The following is a 16,025-nucleotide window of genomic DNA, read 5'->3' as shown; positions in this document are numbered from 1 at the left end:
CCTTCGTTCCTGTCCATCGATTGAGACCGAGCGCCTTTTGCTGCGTACCCATCGGCTGCACGATTTCGAAATCTATGCTTCGATGTGGGCCGACGAGACGGTGACGCGTTACATCGGCGGCCAGCCGTTTTCGCGTGAAGTGGCATGGACACGCTTCCTGCGCTATGCTGGGCACTGGCCAGTGATGGGCTTCGGCTTCTGGGCGATCGAAGAGAAGGAAGCGGGCCGCTTCATTGGTGAGGCCGGTTTCCACGAATTGAGGCGCGAACTCGAGCCCGCGATCGAGGGCACGCCCGAGATGGGCTGGACGCTTGTTCCTGACGTACACGGCAAGGGCTATGCCAGCGAAGCCCTTGCCGCGATCATTCAATGGGGCGAGGACTATTTCGCTAGGCAGGACTTCGTCTGCCTGATCGACCACGGCAATCTCGCCTCGATCCGGCTGGCGCGGAAACTCGGTTTTAGCAAGGAAACCGACACCGCCTATCATGGTACGCCGCTCGGCATTTACCGGAGATTGGTAAACACGGAATCCGCTTCCTGCTTGCCGAGCCGGTAGTGTCTCCGCTTTTTTGTCAGCTTGCGCATCGGATCGGTAAATGCGCAAATTCCGATGGTTCTGTCGAAATCCGGAAGATTCGCACGTCATCGGTCTGGCTCGCGACATGACGGGCCGTGCCAACGATGGAGACGACGATGAAGTACATGCTGATGCTTTACATCGACGAAAAGGGTATGGCCGCCGCCGATGAGCCAGCCCAGACGAAGACGACCGCAGCCTACACCGCTTATACGGAGGCCATGAAAAAGGCCGGCGTCTGGCTTGGCGGTGGCCGTCTGCGACCGACCGAGACGGCGACCTTGGTGCGTCTCAAGGATGGCAGGCAGCAGGTGGTCGACGGACCCTATGCCGACACCAAGGAGCAGCTCGGCGGTTACTACATGATCGAGACGCCGGACATGGATTCGGCCCTTTCTTGGGCGGCACGCTGCCCTACGGCCGGCCACGGCACGGTCGAGGTAAGGCCGCTCTGGTATTGACCATCTGACGACAATGCGCGGCACCGAAGATGAGGCGCGAGCGACAGCCGAGGGCACTGCCCGGCGTAGCTACGGCAAGCTCGTCGCCTTTCTTTCAGCCCGCACCCGCGACGTGACCGCAGCCGAGGATGCTCTTGCCGATGCGTTTGCTTCGGCGCTCGCCCACTGGCCCGCTTCCGGTATCCCGGACAATCCGGAAGCGTGGCTTCTGGCGACGGCGCGGCGCAAGGTAATCGACGGCATTCGCAAAGAGAAGACCCGAATCAATGCGGACCCGCATCTGAAGCTGATCGCGGAGGAGGCGGGCGAAGGGGTTGAGGAGGGCGGCATTCCGGACGAGCGTTTGCGGTTGATGTTCGCCTGTGCGCATCCGGCGATCGACCCCGCCATCCGCGCGCCGCTTATCCTGCAGACCATACTCGGCTTCGATGCGGCAAGGATCGCATCGGCTTTCCTCGTCTCGCCCTCCACAATGGGACAGCGGCTGGTGCGTGCCAAGACACGCATCCGCGAGACGGGCATTCCCTTCGACATCCCCGACCGCCCCGAACTTCCCGAGCGGTTGGATGCGGTGCTTGCCGCGATCTATGCCGCATTCGCCGAGGGCTGGGCCGATCCGAACGGCACCGAGACGAGACGTCGCGAACTCGCCGGCGAGGCGATCTGGCTCGGCCGCCTGGTCGCCTCGCTGATGCCTGAAGAGCCGGAAGCGCTCGGGCTTGTTTCCCTCATGCTCTTCGCCGAGGCCCGCCGGGTTGCACGGCGCGATCCCGACGGCGGCTACGTTCCGCTGGCCGAGCAGGATGTGGCCAAATGGAACCAGGACCTGATCGGCGAGGCGGAGGAATTGTTGCTCAAGTCCTCCGTCATGCAGCGGCCGGGCCGCTATCAGGTCGAGGCGGCGATACAATCCGCTCATGTGGTCCGGCGCAGCACAGGGCAGGCGGACTGGAAGGCGATCGTCGACCTCTATGGAATACTCGCCTCGATGGTTCCCTCGCCCGTCGTGGCTGTGAATCGCGCCGTGGCGCTCGCGCAGGCAGGTCATGCCGATGGCGCGCTTGCCGTTCTGGATGAACTTGGCGACGATTCGCGCCTCGCCGACTATCAGCCCTATTGGGCCGCGCGCGCGGAAATCCTTGTCCGTGTCGGCAAAAAGATCGAGGCTGCGGCCGCTTACGATCGGGCGATCGGCCTTGAGCATGACCCTTCGGTTCGCGCTTTCCTGCAAAGAAAGCGGATGGGCATGAAACAGTAAGGGCCATCATGAAACGGCCGTATTGGGCCGCTTGTGTCGCTTTCGTTCAAGGAAGGTTTCCATGCGCCTGCTGAATCGGTTACCCGAGTGGCTCCGCTTCATACTCTCCACTGCCGTCATCATGCTGATCATGAAGACGGTGGCGTTCGGGTCGAATTTCATCCCCTCCGAAAGCATGGTGCCGACATTGCAAATCGGCGACAGGCTCGTCGTCGAGAAATGGGCCTATGGCTGGAGCCGTTACTCGCTGCCCATCGATCCGGGCTTCGACTTCCCGACGAAGAACGGCCGCATCTTCTCTCACCTGCCGAAGCGAGGCGACGTCGTCATCTTCACCAATCCGAAAACAGGGGAGACCTACATCAAGCGCGTCATCGGCCTGCCAGGCGACCGGGTCGCAATGTCGGGCGGACGCCTCGTGTTAAACGGCGTTGTGGCGCCACGCCGCGAAACCGGACACTATGCCTATCGCGATCCTTCCGGTGTCCCTGTCGCCGTAACCCGCTATGAAGAGACGATCCCCGGAGGCGGCAAGCATACGATCATCGAACGCACCGACCATGGCGTCGCCGACGACATGGCGGAAGTGACGGTGCCGCCGGACCGGCTGTTCATGATGGGCGACAACCGCGACGATTCGGCCGACAGCCGCTTTCCGGAACTCGGCTTCGTGCCGGTGGAGAACCTGCAGGGCAAAGCCGAACTCATCACCTGGTCGTTCTATGACTGTACCAAGGAGCCGGGCCTGACCTGCGCTTCACGACGCTTCTTTTCGCCGATTCGCTGAACTCTCCGGGCTACCGCACCAGAAAGCCGCGCCCCAGGACATCGTCCTCCTCCAGCGTGAACTCGGCCTTGCCGCTATAATGCGCCCGCCCGGAGACACGCGCCACGATTGCCTTATGCGAGCCGGCCGTTGTGACGCGCGAGACCGAGCCCTCGAAGCGCGAGCCGACGACACTCTCGAAAGTCCGGGTCTGTCCAGAGCCGATCTGGCCTTTCGCGTGCATGGCAGCGAGCCTGGCGGTCACGCCGGAGCCCGTCGGCGAACGGTCGACCTCGGCGTCGGCGAAGACGCAGATGTTGCGTGTGGGCTTGTCCGGCCCGCCTTCCATGCCGTCGGTCAGGATCGAGCCGTATAGGAAGGCCAGATCCTCGTGCTCGGGATGGGAAAGCGGGAACTCCGCCTTCAGCTTCTCTGTCAGAGCCGTCGCCGCCTTGACGAAGGCGGCCGCCCCGTGGCGGCCGAAGCGAAGGCCAAACTGCCTGCAATCAGCAAGTGCATAAAAGGCGCCACCATAGGCGATGTCGAATTTGATGCGGCCATAGTCCGGGAGCACGACCGACTGGTCGGTCGCGAAAAGGAAGGCCGGCACGCTCTCGAAGGAAACGGCGCCCGCCTTGCCGTTCGCCACCTCGACCGAAGCGACCACCATGCCGCAGGGACATTCGATGTTGACGGTAGTGAGCGGTTCCTCCGCCTCGACCAGCCCCTGGTCCACCGCGTAGCGGCCGAGCGCGATGACGGCATGGCCGCACATGGTGGAATAGCCCTCATTGTGCATGAAGAGCACGGCAAGGTCGGCGCCGGGCAGGTCCGGCTCGACCAGAAGCGCGCCATACATGTCGTGATGGCCGCGCGGCTCGAAGATCAGCATCTTGCGCAGATGATCGAGATTGTCCCGCACGAAGGCGCGCTTTTCGAGGATGGTGCCCTTCGGTATCGGCGGGTAGCCGTCGGTGACGATCCTGAGCGGTTCGCCGCCGGTGTGCATGTCGACGACATTGATCTTCATTCCTGTTGCCTCAGCCGCCCGGCGAAAACAGGTTCTGCAGCGTCGCGTAGGGTGTCGCGTCCCGGGCATAGTTGAACGTGCCGTGGTCGAGCATCTCGCGCGAGGCCCGTTCAATGCTGGCAAAGGCGTAGTTCGTCAGCTTCGATCCGAGAGAAATGCGGCGGGCGCCCGCCTCGTTCAATTGCGCCATGGTAAGCTGCGGAACGGCGAGCACGTTGACCGGCCGCGAAACCGACTGGCAGATCGTCCGGACCACCGTGATATCGGTAATGCCGGGCGCATAGAGCACATCCGCGCCCGCCTTCTCATAGGCTTGAAGGCGCTTGATCGTGTCGTCCAGATCGTCGCGCCCATGCAGGAAATTCTCGGCGCGCGCGGTGAAAACGAAGTCGCGCCGCAACGATTTCGCCGCCTCGGCGGCGGCCGCTACGCGTTCGACCGCCTGGTTGAAATCGTAGATGGGCTTGGTCTTGTCACCGGTCGCGTCTTCGATGGAGCAGCCGGCAAGGCCGGCCGCTTCCGCCGCGAAGATCGTTTCGGCGGCGCTATCGGCGCTATCGCCCTTGCCGTTTTCCAGATCGGCCGATACCGGTAGGTCGGTCGCGGCGACGAGCTCCCGGCAATGCGCCATCATCTGCTCGAAATCTATGCCGCCGTCGGGCAGTCCCCGCGAAAAGGCGAAGCCGGCGCTGGTCGTCGCCAGCGCCTTGAAACCGAGCGAGGCAAGAAACTTCGCCGTGCCTATATCCCAGGGATTGGGGATGATGAATGCTTCTGGGCCGCCATGCAGCTTACGGAAGAAACTGTCGTTTCTGGCCATTGGCACCTCCTTCGCCGACCCGCCTTGATTGTCGGTTCGGCTCAGTTCGGCGCGGACCCCGCCTCCTGTCAAGATGCTCCGCTTGGGCCAGGCCTGACGGCGCGGTTATTTGGTGCCGGTCGAGCCGAAACCGCCCGCTCCGCGCTCCGTCTTTGATGAAAGACTGTGTTCCTCGATCGTTGCGTGCACCACGGGTGCAATGACCATCTGCGCGATGCGCATGCCCCGGCTAATCTCGAAATCCTCGTCGCCGTGGTTGACGAGCAGCACCATCACCTCGCCGCGATAGTCGCTGTCGATGGTGCCGGGCGTGTTCAGACAGGTGATTCCGTGCTTGAGCGCCAACCCGGAGCGCGGTCTCACCTGCGCCTCGAAGCCGGCCGGAACCTCCATGATAAGCCCGGTGGGCACCAGCGCGCGCTTGGCTGGCAGGAGCAGGATCGGCCGGTCCTCGGGCACCGCTGCGCGCAGATCCATCCCCGCCGCGCCCTGCGTCTCGTAGGCGGGCAACGGCAGGCCCTCGGAGTGCGGAAGGCGGACAATGCCGAGAAGTGGAGCAAGGTCTGTCATGCGCCAGTCCTATCGCCATCGGCCGGCCGGCCGTCAATCGGCCCTGACAATTATCACCGCAATATTGCCGGCAGTTCCATCGTCTCCTTGATCTCCTCCATGACGAAAGAGGCGGAGACATCGGAAAGCGGCACCTTCGCGATCAGCCGCTGGTAAAGCCGGTCATAGGCCTTCACGTCCGGCACGCGAGCCCTGAGCACATAGTCGAGATCGCCCGACATCCGGTAGACGCCGATGATCTCGGGAATGGAGATGACGGCGTCGCGGAATTTCTTCAGCCATTCGGGCTCGTGATGCGTGGTTCGGATCAGTACGAAGACGGAGAGGCCGAATCCCAGCTTCTCGGCATCCACCAGCGCCACCCTTCCGGTGATGATGCCAGCCTCCTCCATCAATTTGACGCGTCGCCAGCAGGCATTGCGCGAAAGGTTCACCCGCTCCGAAAGCTGGTCGACGGAAAGCGTGCCGTCGCGCTGCAATTCCGCAAGGATCATGCGATCCATAGGGTCGATATCGAGCTTCATTTGGGATGTATGTCCCAAATATAAGCGTATTTCAAGGATAGTTTGGGACCCTCTCTGGCGGAGCCGGTGCTATCTTCTGTTCAACGCATTCAGGGGAACACAGAAGATGACGACGCTTGTCCGCCTCTTTCGCGACCATCCAGCTTCGGTCGATGAGACCTATCTCGAGCACATGGCCTTTGCCGGCCGCTTCTCCGGCAAGTTGTTCCTCGCCGGTTCGATGGCGCTGGTCCACGCTTTCCTGCCGTTTCTCTTCGAGCGGTCGGCGAGCGGGATCGTCCGCGAACTTTATGAGAAGACGCACGGGCGCGGCAAGTAAGCCGACTGAGGCCGGTTTCGGCCTTCAATCGAAGCGGTCGGCCCGATAGGGCGCGAGCAGCGGATCGCGGATGCTGTCGAGGATCTCCTGTGCCGCGAAGAGCCCGATCGCGGGCGCTAGAGTCACGCCCGAATGGGTGACGGCGACATACAGATTCTCAATGCCCTTCGGGCGACCGAGCGCGGGAAACCCGTCGAGCGGTGTGGGTCGAAAGCCGAGCGTATAGGAATCGTATTCCAGCGCGCCCGCTCCCTCGAGCATCGACCGCATGGTGTCGAAGAGCCTTCGTGCCGTGGCCTCCGCATTCGGGCCGGGGTCCGCGCCGCCATAGTCGGCGCCGGCAACGAGGCGGCCTTCCGCAGTCTGGCGCATATGCAGCCGATCCGCCATCACCAGCCCGTTCAAGAGCGGTGCATACGGGCGCGAATGAACGAGAAGGCCAGGTGGCGTTTTCATGGGCAGGCTAACGCCGCTGCTCGCGGCGAGATCGGCGCTTGCGCCACCGGCGGCCAGTACAATTTCGTCAGCTTCAAGGGTTCCGTCGTTTGTCTCGACGCGGGCGCGGCTTGTGCCACCCGCATGGAGGGCGATGGCTTCGCCACCGGCGATAAGCCGTGCGCCGTGCCTTTGCGCGTCGATAACGAGCATGCGTGCCGAAGCCTGCGGCTCGGCTGCGCCTTCCTCGGCGACGAGGAGTGCGAAGTCCGGGGGATCGGCAAGATTGGGCTCGATCCGTGCGACCTCGTCACGGCCCAGTTTGCGCACGCCGTAGCCCCAGGATGAATGTTCGGCCCCGAGAGTTTCGAGTTCGGAACGCGGCCGGTCCCAGCAAAGACCGCCTTGCCAGCGAACGGGCAGGTTCGGAACTTCCGCCGCCAGCCGCTTCCATTCGGCCATGGCGCGGATGCGCAGCCGGTAATAGGGCTCGGGATTGCCGAAGCTGGCATTGATCCAGCCGAAGGAACAGGGCGTCGCAACGCCGCCGGGCTCGGCCTTGTCGAGGATCGTCACCTTTGCCCCGGCCTTCGCCAGATGCCATGCAATGGACGCGCCGATGATGCCCGCGCCAATGACGATCACTTCCCTGGGCATGCCGTCTCTGCTCCGCTCCAGCCTTCCTCATGCCATCGCCGGATGCTCCTGCCAATATCCCGGCCGGATTTCTGTTCGACAGCCCTGCCCTGCGCTGGTAAAAGCCCGCGCGACAATACGGATTCCCGACACATGGCAGACGATATCCAGAAAGCGGTGGCCCGCCGTCGCACTTTCGCGATCATTTCGCACCCCGATGCCGGCAAGACGACGCTGACCGAAAAGCTATTGCTCTTCGGCGGCGCGATCCAGCTTGCCGGCGAGGTGAAAGCCAAGAAGGACCGCATGCAGACGCGCTCCGACTGGATGAAGATCGAGCGCGAGCGCGGCATTTCGGTCGTCACCTCGGTGATGACATTCGAATATGGCGAGCATGTCTTCAACCTGCTCGACACGCCCGGCCACGAGGACTTCTCCGACGACACCTACCGGACGCTGACTGCGGTCGATTCGGCCGTCATGGTCATCGATGCCGCCAAGGGCATCGAGCCGCGGACGTTGAAGCTGTTCGAGGTCTGCCGGCTGCGCGACATTCCGATCGTCACCTTCGTCAACAAGATGGACCGGGAGACGCGCGACCCCTTCGAAATCCTCGACGAGATCGAGGCCAAGCTCGCGCTCGACACGGCGCCCGTCACCTGGCCGATCGGACGCGGCAAGAGTTTTGCCGGCACTTACCACCTCGCTCAGAACGCGGTGCGCCGCGGCGACGAGGAGAAGGAGCGCACCAAGGTCAACGGACCGGATTCCAACCGCGTCGCCGGGCTTCTGCCCGAGTTCGAGCGGGAAGCCTTCATTGAGGAGTTGGAACTGGCGCGCGGGGCCTGCCGGCCCTTCGACCTGGCGTCCTTCCGCGAGGGGCATCTGACGCCGGTGTTCTTTGGATCGGCCCTGCGGAACTTCGGCGTGCGCGACCTGATCGAGGCGCTGGGCGACATCGGGCCAGCACCGCGCGACCAGGAGGCCGATACGCGCACCATACATGCCATCGAGCCTCAGATGAGCGCTTTCGTCTTCAAGATCCAGGCCAACATGGACCCGAACCACCGCGACCGCATCGCCTTCGTGCGCGTCTGCTCGGGGCGGTTGCAACGCGGCATGAAGGTCAAGCTCGTGCGCACCGGCAAGCCGATGAGCCTTTCAGCGCCGCAATTCTTCTTCGCGCGCACCCGTGTCACCGCCGACGAGGCCTATGCTGGCGATGTGGTCGGTGTACCAAACCATGGCACGCTCAGGATCGGCGACACACTGACCGAGGGGGAGGAGATCCTGTTCCGCGGCGTACCGAATTTCGCTCCGGAGATCCTGCGTCGCGTTCGCCTCGGTGACGCCATGAAGGCGAAGAAGCTGAAAGAGGCGCTGCAGCAGATGGCCGAGGAAGGCGTCGTCCAGCTCTTCTCGCCCGACGATGGTTCGCCGGCGATCGTCGGTGTCGTCGGCGCACTGCAGCTCGACGTGCTCAAGGAAAGACTTTCTGTCGAATATTCACTGCCCGTCGATTTCGAGATGGCGCGCTTCTCGGTCTGCCGTTGGATCAGCGCCGACAGCGCGGTGGAACTCGAGCGCTTCATTGACACGCACCGCGCCGATATTGCTCGCGACCTCGACGGCGACCCCGTCTTTCTCGCGCAACACGAATTCTCGCTGAACTACGAGGCCGAGCGCTGGAAGGCGATCCGTTTCGCCACCGTGAAGGACTATCAGGTGCGCGAGGCGGCTTGAGAGGATTGCAGTGCGTCCTTCGAGGCTCGCTTCGCGAGCACCTCAGGATGAGGGAGGTTGGCGCTAAGCCCTTTATCCTGAAATACAGCAAACCTCAAATAAGGCACGTCAATGGAAGCAAGACTATGAGGTTATCAACGAATACGGAGACGTAAGCATAAACCGTCCTCATCCTGAGGTGCGAGCGAAGCGAGCCTCGAAGGACGCACCGAAACACAGGCTGAACCTGCGCGGCATACACAAGCCCTTATGGCGTCAGGTCGATCGTCTCCATCGTGTGATTGACGCAGATCGAGCAGCAATTGTGGCAGATTCGGTCTTTGTCCGGGCCGACGCCAAAGGCGATGCGGTCATTGCCGTTGATCCAAGCGCCATAGCAGATGCGTTCGCCTGGTGTGCAGGAGATCGTCACTTCCTTGATGTCGCCAGGATCGAGCAAATAGACCTGATTGCCGCCCGGCCACGTCTTGTCCTCGCCATGCAACTCGATGGCGACGGACCGCGAATGTTCGTTTTGCAGCACGTAGCCCATCTCCGCCGCATATGCTGCGCCGGTTGTCAAAAGGCCAAGCACCACCGCCGGCCCGCAAAAGATGCGGGAAGCGTTGGGAATTAACATGCGATCGTCCTGTTCTTATCGTTATGTGACGCCTCTTCGGACGACGTCATCCAAAACGCAGAACGTTAAGAACATCTTTCAAGAGCTGGGCCCGCTCCAGGTCCAGCCTTCACGTCTATTCCCGACGGTCCTTCAGAGCAGGTCGCGCCTGGCTAGGTTCCTCATCAGCGCCGCAGTACCGAAATTCCAGGGCGGACATTCCGTCGCCAGCCGCACCGTATTCGTCAGCGTGCCGAGCGCGGGCGTCGATATCGACACGATATCGCCGGTCTTGTGTGTAAATCCCTCACCCGGCACGTCGCGATCCTCGACCGGCGCGAACAGCGTACCGAGATAGAGCATGAAGCCGTCGGGATATTGATGATGCCGGCCGATCGTCTGCTTAACGAGGTCGAGCGGATCGCGGCTGATCTCCTTCATCGAACTCTGGCCCTTCAGCACGAAGCTGTCCGTTCCCTCGACGGTCAGTTCAAGCTCCGCCTGGCGCACATCATCGATCCCGAAACCCTTGTCGAAGAGCCGGATGAACGGGCCGATGGCGGAAGAAGCGTTGTTGTCCTTGGCCTTGCCGAGAAGCAGCGCCGAACGGCCTTCAACGTCGCGCAGATTGACGTCGTTGCCGAGGGTGGCACCTTTCACTCGGCCCTTACTGTCGACGGCGAGCACGATCTCCGGCTCGGGATTGTTCCAGTGTGAAATCGGGTGCAGCCCGACCGGGGCGCCCCAGCCGACCGAGGACATGGGTTGTGCCTTGGAAAACACTTCGGCGTCGGGGCCGATGCCGACTTCGAGATATTGCGACCACAGCCCCTCCTCGATGAGCGCGGACTTGACCTTGACGGCCTCTTTTGACCCCGGAACCAGATTGCGCAGGCTGTCGCCGATGATTGCAGCGACGCGCTCGCGAATTTCCTGTGCCCGTGACGGGTCGCCGGCGGCGCGCTCCTCTATCACGCGCTCGATCATAGAGCGGGCGAAGGTGACGCCGCAGGCCTTGATCGCCTGCAGGTCGCATGGCGCCAGGAGCCGCAGCCTGCCATTCGTCGCCGGCTCGAGCGAGGCCGCCGCGATATCCTCGACCGACCCGAGATCTTCACCTTTTTGTCGCCGCACAAGCACCGCTGGATCGTCGGCCTCCAGAAGGTCGCGCATCGTCGGAAATTCGCGACTGGTGATGTCGACAACGCGGCCGCCGCGCACGGTCACGACCGCCGGTCCTTCCACGTCGGCTCGCCATACACGTCCAACCAGCGAGCCACCATCGGTTTTCGGCAATAGCCGCATTCCATTCATTCCCTAACTTCTCCCAAACCGGATCACTCTTCTACCGGGGACCGGAATTCGGCGAAAGACATTCCGCTTCGAGCGACGTTGTCGTGCGAATATCCTTTTCGACGGCTGCTTTTCGCTGCAAAATTCCTCGCCACAAGACTGCATTGCACTATCATGTCGGCCACGTCATATAAACCCGACCAACTTTCAGGGAGAAGCTGCCATGAGCGTCCGCATAAACGATACCGCCCCCGATTTCACCGCCGAGTCGACCGACGGCGAAATCCGTTTTCACGACTGGATCGGTGATGGCTATGCTGTACTGTTCAGCCATCCCAAGGATTTCACACCGATCTGCACGACAGAACTCGGCTACATGGCCGGGTTGAAGGATGAGTTCACCAAGCGCAACGCCAAGATCATTGGCATCTCGGTCGATCCGGTCGAAAGCCACAACAAGTGGAAATCGGACATCGAGACGGCGACCGGGCACAAGGTCAACTATCCGATGATCGGCGACAGGGACCTCAAGGTCGCCAAGCTCTACGATATGCTGCCCGCCTCCGCCGGTGACAGTTCCGAGGGCCGGACCCCAGCCGACAACCAGACGGTGCGTACCGTTTTCGTTGTCGGGCCGGACAAGAAGATCAAGCTGACACTCACTTATCCGATGACGACGGGCCGGAACTTCGAAGAGATCCTGCGCGCGCTCGATTCCATCCAGCTCACCGCCAAGTACAAGGTATCGACGCCGGCGAGTTGGAAGCCAGGCGAAGATGTGGCGCTGACAGGCGCCGTCTCCGACCAGGAAGCGAATGAGAAGTTCGGCGGCTTCAAAGCCGTCCTGCCCTATCTCCGGATGGTGAAAGCGCCGGCCGACTGAGTTTTTCCGGCATTGACTGTTTTGCCGGGCGCTTTGGCGCCCGGTTTTTTATCTCATCACCAGATCGAGAACTACGGCGGTGTCGATGGCGTCTGCGCCTTCGCATTGTAGGTTCCGCGATCGTGATTTGTGGCGACACCCGTATTGGCAGGAGCCACCCTTTTCATATAGTGGGGGTTTGGTTTCGATCGAAAAATTGCGATCTGCCATCTGAAACCAACGATTAAAGGGAGGAATCTTCAATCATGAAATTCACACATTTGCTTGCCGCAGGCGCGCTGGCGCTTTCGACCGGCTTTGCCGTCGCGCCGGCCCAGGCCGACGAATTCATCAATGTGCTGACCGGCGGCACCTCCGGCGTTTACTACCCGCTTGGCGCCGCGCTCGCCAAAATCTACGGCGAGAAGATCCCGGGTGCCCGCACGCAAGTGCAGTCAACCAAGGCTTCCGTCGAGAACCTGAACCTGCTCCAGCAGGGTCGGGGCGAGATCGCCTTCGCGCTCGGCGATTCGGTCAAGGACGCCTGGGCCGGTAACGAAGAAGCCGGATTTAAGAAGAAGCTCGACAAGCTCCGGGCAATTGCCGCCATATATCCGAACTATATCCAGATCGTCGCCTCGAAGACTTCCGGCGTCACCGATCTCGCCAGCCTCAAGGGCAAGCGTCTTTCCGTCGGCGCGCCGAAATCGGGTACGGAACTCAACGCACGCGCGATCTTCAAGGCCGCGGGCATGAGCTACGAGGATCTTGGCAAGACCGAATATCTGCCCTTCGGCGAATCCGTCGAGCTCATCAAGAACCGCCAGCTCGACGCTACGCTGCAATCGGCTGGGCTGGGTGTCGCTTCGATCAAGGACCTCTCGACCTCTATTCCGATCACGGTGGTTTCCGTGCCGAAGGAAATCGCCGAAAAGCTCGGCGCTCCGTTCCAGGCGGCCACAATTCCGGCCGGAACCTATGACGGTCAGGACAGCGACGTGCCGACGGTCGCCATTACTAACATCCTCGTCACACGTGCCGACATCTCTGACGAGGAGGCCTATCAGATGACGAAGCAACTCTTCGAGAATCTTCCCGAGATGGTGGCCGCGCACAAGGCCGCCAACGGCATCAAACTCGAGAACGCGGTCAAGGGCCTGCCGATCCCGCTCCATCCGGGCGCAGAGAAATACTATAGGGAAAAGGGTATCCTGAAATAGGAAGCCAGGGCTCCCTGAGTGAGGAGCGCGAACGATGGCCGGGGGCGACGTGAGGCGATAGCCACGTCGCCCCCGGCCCATTCAAGAAGAATATTCCAGGGGAGGAAGCATGACCGAGCCCGTCACGCCGACCGATAAGACGCCGCAGGGCGCGCCCGCAACCGTCCACGATCCGCTTGCCGAAACCTTTCCGGCAACGCGCGAGGGAAAGGTCCTGTTCGGCATCGCCATCGCGTTTTCCACATTCCAGCTCCTTACGGCGGCTGGCTTGCTCGGCCTACCGAGCCAGGTCGTTCGCTCCGTCCATGTCGGCTTCCTCATGCTGCTCGTCTTCCCGCTTTTGGCAACACTCCGCCAGGCGCGCCCGAGCATACGTGCCGCCGCCTGGGTGCTAGGCATCATCGGCATGGGGGTCGGTCTCTACCAGTTCATCGAATACGAACCGCTGATCCTGCGCGCAGGCGAGCCCTTGCCCATCGACACGGTGATCGGCGTCTTGTCGCTGGCGGTCCTTTTTATCGCCACCTATGCGCTGATGGGCCCGGCACTGCCGATTATTTGCGGCATCTTCCTCGCCTATTGCCTGTGGGGGCAATACCTGCCTTCCCCGTTCAACACGCGCGGCTATCCCTTCTGGCAGGTCATCGACCACATGAGCTTCGGCACGGAAGGCATTTACGGCATTCCGACGCTCGTCTCCGCGACTTACATCTTCCTTTTCATCCTGTTCGGCTCCTTCCTGGAGCGGGCCGGCATGATCCGGCTCTTCACCGACGTGTCGATGGGTCTGGTCGGCCACGCTCGCGGTGGCCCGGCCAAGGTGGCGGTCATCTCGTCCGGCTTCATGGGCATGATCTCAGGCTCGGGCGTTGCCAACGTCGTGACCGTTGGCCAGTTCACAATCCCGCTGATGAAACGCTTTGGCTATCGCGCCGCCTTCGCTGGCGGTGTCGAAGCGACTGCTTCGATGGGCGGGCAGATCATGCCGCCCGTCATGGGGGCGGTTGCCTTCATCATGGCCGAGACACTCGGTATCCAGTACAAGGAAGTCGTCGAGGCGGCGATTATCCCGGCCATCCTCTATTTTGCCTCCGCCTTCTGGGCAGTGCATCTGGAAGCAGGGCGCACCGGGTTGATGGGGCTTCCCCGCAACCAGCTTCCCTCGCCTCTCAATGCACTGAAGGAGCGCTGGTATCTCATCCTGCCGCTGGCGGCGCTCGTCTACCTCCTCTTTTCTGGTTTCACACCGCTCTTTGCCGGCACGATCGGCTTCGCCATGACGGCGTTGCTCATCCTCGGTGGCTCGGTGGCGCTCGGTCTGCCGAACTATGTGCTTCGGGTTATCTTCTGGGTCTTTCTGGGGCTGATCGCCGGGAGCTTCTTCAAATTCGGCATCTGGATTGTCATCGCAGCGGCGGCGGTGCTCGTGGCCGTCAACCTGTTCGTCAAGGGTGGCATGCAGACGCTACGCGACTGTCGTGATTCGCTCGCCGAGGGTGCTAAAACGGCGCTTCCAGTCGGCATCGCCTGCGCCATCGTCGGCATCATCGTCGGCACGATGACGCTCACCGGCGTAGCCAACACCTTCGGCGACTACATCGTCTCCATCGGTCGGTCGAGTCTGATCCTGTCGCTTATCCTGACGATGATCACCTGCTTGATCCTCGGCATGGGCATCCCCACGATCCCGAACTACATCATCACCTCGACCATTGCCGGCCCGGCGCTTCTCGCGCTCGGTATCCCGCTTCTGGTCAGCCATATGTTCGTCTTCTATTTCGGCATCATGGCGGATCTGACGCCGCCGGTGGCGCTGGCGTGCTTCGCCGCAGCACCTATCGCGCGCGAGAGCGGGCTGAAGATCGCTATGGAGGCGATCAAGGTCGCCGCCGCCGGCTTCGTCATCCCCTATATGGCGGTTTATACGCCGGCGCTGATGTTGCAGCCGGGCGGTGCACTCGCAGCCTCGATCGGCTTCTACCCGGCTGTTATCTATGTCGTCTTCAAGACGGCGCTCGCCATCGCACTCTGGGGCATCGCGGTGATCGGCTATTTCAAGACCCACCTCGCCTGGTGGGAGCGCATCCTCGCGACGATCGCCTCCTTCTCGCTCATCGCGGCTATCCCGATATCGGACCAGATCGGCTTCGCGCTTGCCGTGCTCTTCTTCGGCCAGCACCTCTATAGGGCACGGCAGGCGAGCCAGCCGGCATGAGCCTTTGCGTCCTCGCCGGCGGCAAGACGATTGTGCTTGCCGCCGCGGCCTTCACGCTGTCATGGACGCATTCGGTCGAGAAGATCCGGTGGACCGAGCACTGGCGGGTGACGCCGGCCGGGCTCGTCGTCGATATGGGGCGAGTCGAGGGTTCCGGTGCCGGCATGGACCCGCCGGAAGGCAGCGTGTTCAGGGATGACGGGTGGGAGTACCGGCCGAAGGTGCCGCCCTTGCCGAAGCTGGTCCTGGCGGCGTCGGGCGCGACCGTCGGCGGATGGTCGCTCTGCGTCGAGAGCCGGCCCTGCCTAACGCTTGGCGCGAAGGAAGGGCCGCCGATCTCAATCGAGCCCTGTCACGAAAAGACGGAGTGAAACGTCGCCCCGGCATCGGGCAGCAGACCGCCGCGGCGCGCGCAGGCGGGGCCGGGGCCGCGCATATAGTGGCGCTCCGGGCGATAGGTCGGAGCGATGAATTCGCGAATTGCGGCGCGGCAATGCGTCAGATGTGTCCAGAATGCCATTTCCCGTCTCCCGGTCATGTCTCGGATGTCCCGTCCGATTGAGGAAGACGATAACAGCCAAGAATGAATCAGCTGTGAACGGCATGTTAAGAACTTGCATGGATTGCGGCGATTCGACGGCAGGCCGGAGGCTTTTTCGAAGCGGCCTCGATGGGGCGCCTGTCCAAGCGTGATA

Annotated in this window: 18 protein-coding genes; 10 read left to right on the top strand and 8 right to left on the bottom strand. The window is 62.2% G+C overall.

What is annotated here, in order from left to right:
- Positions 1–37 precede the first annotated feature (37 nt).
- The 4 genes from RBH77_RS02390 (at position 38) to lepB (ending at position 3,086) form a co-directional block, all read left to right on the top strand.
- Positions 38–559, top strand: coding sequence for a GNAT family N-acetyltransferase (locus RBH77_RS02390; protein WP_311030559.1), 522 nt, complete (start codon positions 38–40; stop codon positions 557–559).
- A 137-nt stretch (positions 560–696) separates the two neighbouring features.
- A complete protein-coding gene (locus RBH77_RS02385; RefSeq protein ID WP_311030558.1) occupies positions 697–1,041 on the top strand; it encodes a YciI family protein in 345 nt (114 codons plus the stop codon).
- A gap of 13 nt (positions 1,042–1,054) precedes the next feature.
- Positions 1,055–2,299, top strand: coding sequence for an RNA polymerase sigma factor (locus RBH77_RS02380; protein ID WP_311030557.1), 1,245 nt, complete (start codon positions 1,055–1,057; stop codon positions 2,297–2,299).
- 61 nt (positions 2,300–2,360) lie between these two features.
- Positions 2,361–3,086 carry a signal peptidase I gene (gene lepB, locus RBH77_RS02375; RefSeq protein WP_311030556.1) on the top strand — a complete coding sequence of 242 codons (726 nt, stop codon included), beginning with the start codon at positions 2,361–2,363 and terminating at the stop codon, positions 3,084–3,086.
- A gap of 10 nt (positions 3,087–3,096) precedes the next feature.
- On the opposite strand, the gene RBH77_RS02370 is transcribed toward lepB, so the two are convergent.
- The 4 genes from RBH77_RS02370 to RBH77_RS02355 form a co-directional block, all read right to left on the bottom strand.
- Positions 3,097–4,095 carry a proline racemase family protein gene (locus RBH77_RS02370; RefSeq protein ID WP_311030555.1) on the bottom strand — a complete coding sequence of 333 codons (999 nt, stop codon included), beginning with the start codon at positions 4,093–4,095 and terminating at the stop codon, positions 3,097–3,099.
- Positions 4,096–4,105: 10 nt separating this feature from the next.
- Positions 4,106–4,915 (bottom strand): isocitrate lyase/PEP mutase family protein, encoded by an 810-nt coding sequence (locus tag RBH77_RS02365; protein WP_311030554.1) that lies wholly within the window; start codon positions 4,913–4,915, stop codon positions 4,106–4,108.
- 105 nt (positions 4,916–5,020) lie between these two features.
- Complete coding sequence (dut, locus tag RBH77_RS02360) at positions 5,021–5,485, bottom strand: dUTP diphosphatase (protein WP_311030553.1); 465 nt, start codon at positions 5,483–5,485, stop codon at positions 5,021–5,023.
- A 53-nt stretch (positions 5,486–5,538) separates the two neighbouring features.
- A complete protein-coding gene (locus tag RBH77_RS02355; RefSeq protein WP_311030552.1) occupies positions 5,539–6,009 on the bottom strand; it encodes an Lrp/AsnC family transcriptional regulator in 471 nt (156 codons plus the stop codon).
- Between the two features lie 106 nt (positions 6,010–6,115).
- Here RBH77_RS02355 and RBH77_RS02350 point away from each other — a divergent pair, with 106 nt between their 5' ends.
- The gene (locus tag RBH77_RS02350) at positions 6,116–6,328 is read left to right on the top strand and encodes a DUF6356 family protein (RefSeq protein WP_311030551.1); all 213 of its coding nucleotides are present in this window, start codon (positions 6,116–6,118) and stop codon (positions 6,326–6,328) included.
- 24 nt (positions 6,329–6,352) lie between these two features.
- Here the strand turns inward: RBH77_RS02350 and RBH77_RS02345 are convergent, their stop codons facing one another.
- Positions 6,353–7,420: an NAD(P)/FAD-dependent oxidoreductase gene (locus tag RBH77_RS02345; RefSeq protein WP_311030550.1), complete on the bottom strand. Its 1,068-nt coding sequence runs from the start codon at positions 7,418–7,420 to the stop codon at positions 6,353–6,355.
- A 132-nt stretch (positions 7,421–7,552) separates the two neighbouring features.
- On the opposite strand from RBH77_RS02345, the gene RBH77_RS02340 reads away from it, so the two are divergent.
- Positions 7,553–9,142 carry a peptide chain release factor 3 gene (locus RBH77_RS02340; RefSeq protein WP_311030549.1) on the top strand — a complete coding sequence of 530 codons (1,590 nt, stop codon included), beginning with the start codon at positions 7,553–7,555 and terminating at the stop codon, positions 9,140–9,142.
- 247 nt (positions 9,143–9,389) lie between these two features.
- Here the strand turns inward: RBH77_RS02340 and RBH77_RS02335 are convergent, their stop codons facing one another.
- Both RBH77_RS02335 and RBH77_RS02330 read right to left on the bottom strand, forming a co-directional pair.
- Entirely contained in the window at positions 9,390–9,761 is a 372-nt protein-coding gene (locus RBH77_RS02335; protein ID WP_311030548.1) for a hypothetical protein, read from the bottom strand.
- A gap of 132 nt (positions 9,762–9,893) precedes the next feature.
- Positions 9,894–11,045 (bottom strand): fumarylacetoacetate hydrolase family protein, encoded by a 1,152-nt coding sequence (locus RBH77_RS02330; RefSeq protein WP_311032399.1) that lies wholly within the window; start codon positions 11,043–11,045, stop codon positions 9,894–9,896.
- Between the two features lie 211 nt (positions 11,046–11,256).
- Here RBH77_RS02330 and RBH77_RS02325 point away from each other — a divergent pair, with 211 nt between their 5' ends.
- The 4 genes from RBH77_RS02325 (at position 11,257) to RBH77_RS02310 (ending at position 15,701) form a co-directional block, all read left to right on the top strand.
- Positions 11,257–11,916: a peroxiredoxin gene (locus tag RBH77_RS02325; protein WP_311030547.1), complete on the top strand. Its 660-nt coding sequence runs from the start codon at positions 11,257–11,259 to the stop codon at positions 11,914–11,916.
- Positions 11,917–12,161: 245 nt separating this feature from the next.
- Positions 12,162–13,115: a TAXI family TRAP transporter solute-binding subunit gene (locus tag RBH77_RS02320; RefSeq protein WP_311030546.1), complete on the top strand. Its 954-nt coding sequence runs from the start codon at positions 12,162–12,164 to the stop codon at positions 13,113–13,115.
- A gap of 109 nt (positions 13,116–13,224) precedes the next feature.
- Positions 13,225–15,330: a TRAP transporter permease gene (locus tag RBH77_RS02315; protein WP_311030545.1), complete on the top strand. Its 2,106-nt coding sequence runs from the start codon at positions 13,225–13,227 to the stop codon at positions 15,328–15,330.
- A complete protein-coding gene (locus tag RBH77_RS02310; protein WP_311030544.1) occupies positions 15,327–15,701 on the top strand; it encodes a DUF1850 domain-containing protein in 375 nt (124 codons plus the stop codon). Before RBH77_RS02315 ends, RBH77_RS02310 begins: the two co-directional genes overlap by 4 nt.
- Here RBH77_RS02310 and RBH77_RS02305 read toward each other — a convergent pair.
- Positions 15,683–15,850 carry a hypothetical protein gene (locus RBH77_RS02305; RefSeq protein WP_311030543.1) on the bottom strand — a complete coding sequence of 56 codons (168 nt, stop codon included), beginning with the start codon at positions 15,848–15,850 and terminating at the stop codon, positions 15,683–15,685. The two genes, RBH77_RS02310 and RBH77_RS02305, sit on opposite strands and share 19 nt — an antisense overlap.
- Between the last annotated feature and the right edge of the window lie 175 nt (positions 15,851–16,025).

Source organism: Mesorhizobium koreense, from assembly GCF_031656215.1.
Taxonomy (GTDB): domain Bacteria; phylum Pseudomonadota; class Alphaproteobacteria; order Rhizobiales; family Rhizobiaceae; genus Mesorhizobium_L; species Mesorhizobium_L koreense.
The sequence above is the reverse complement of the archived record's forward strand: the minus strand, read 5'-3'. Positions and strand labels throughout refer to the sequence as shown.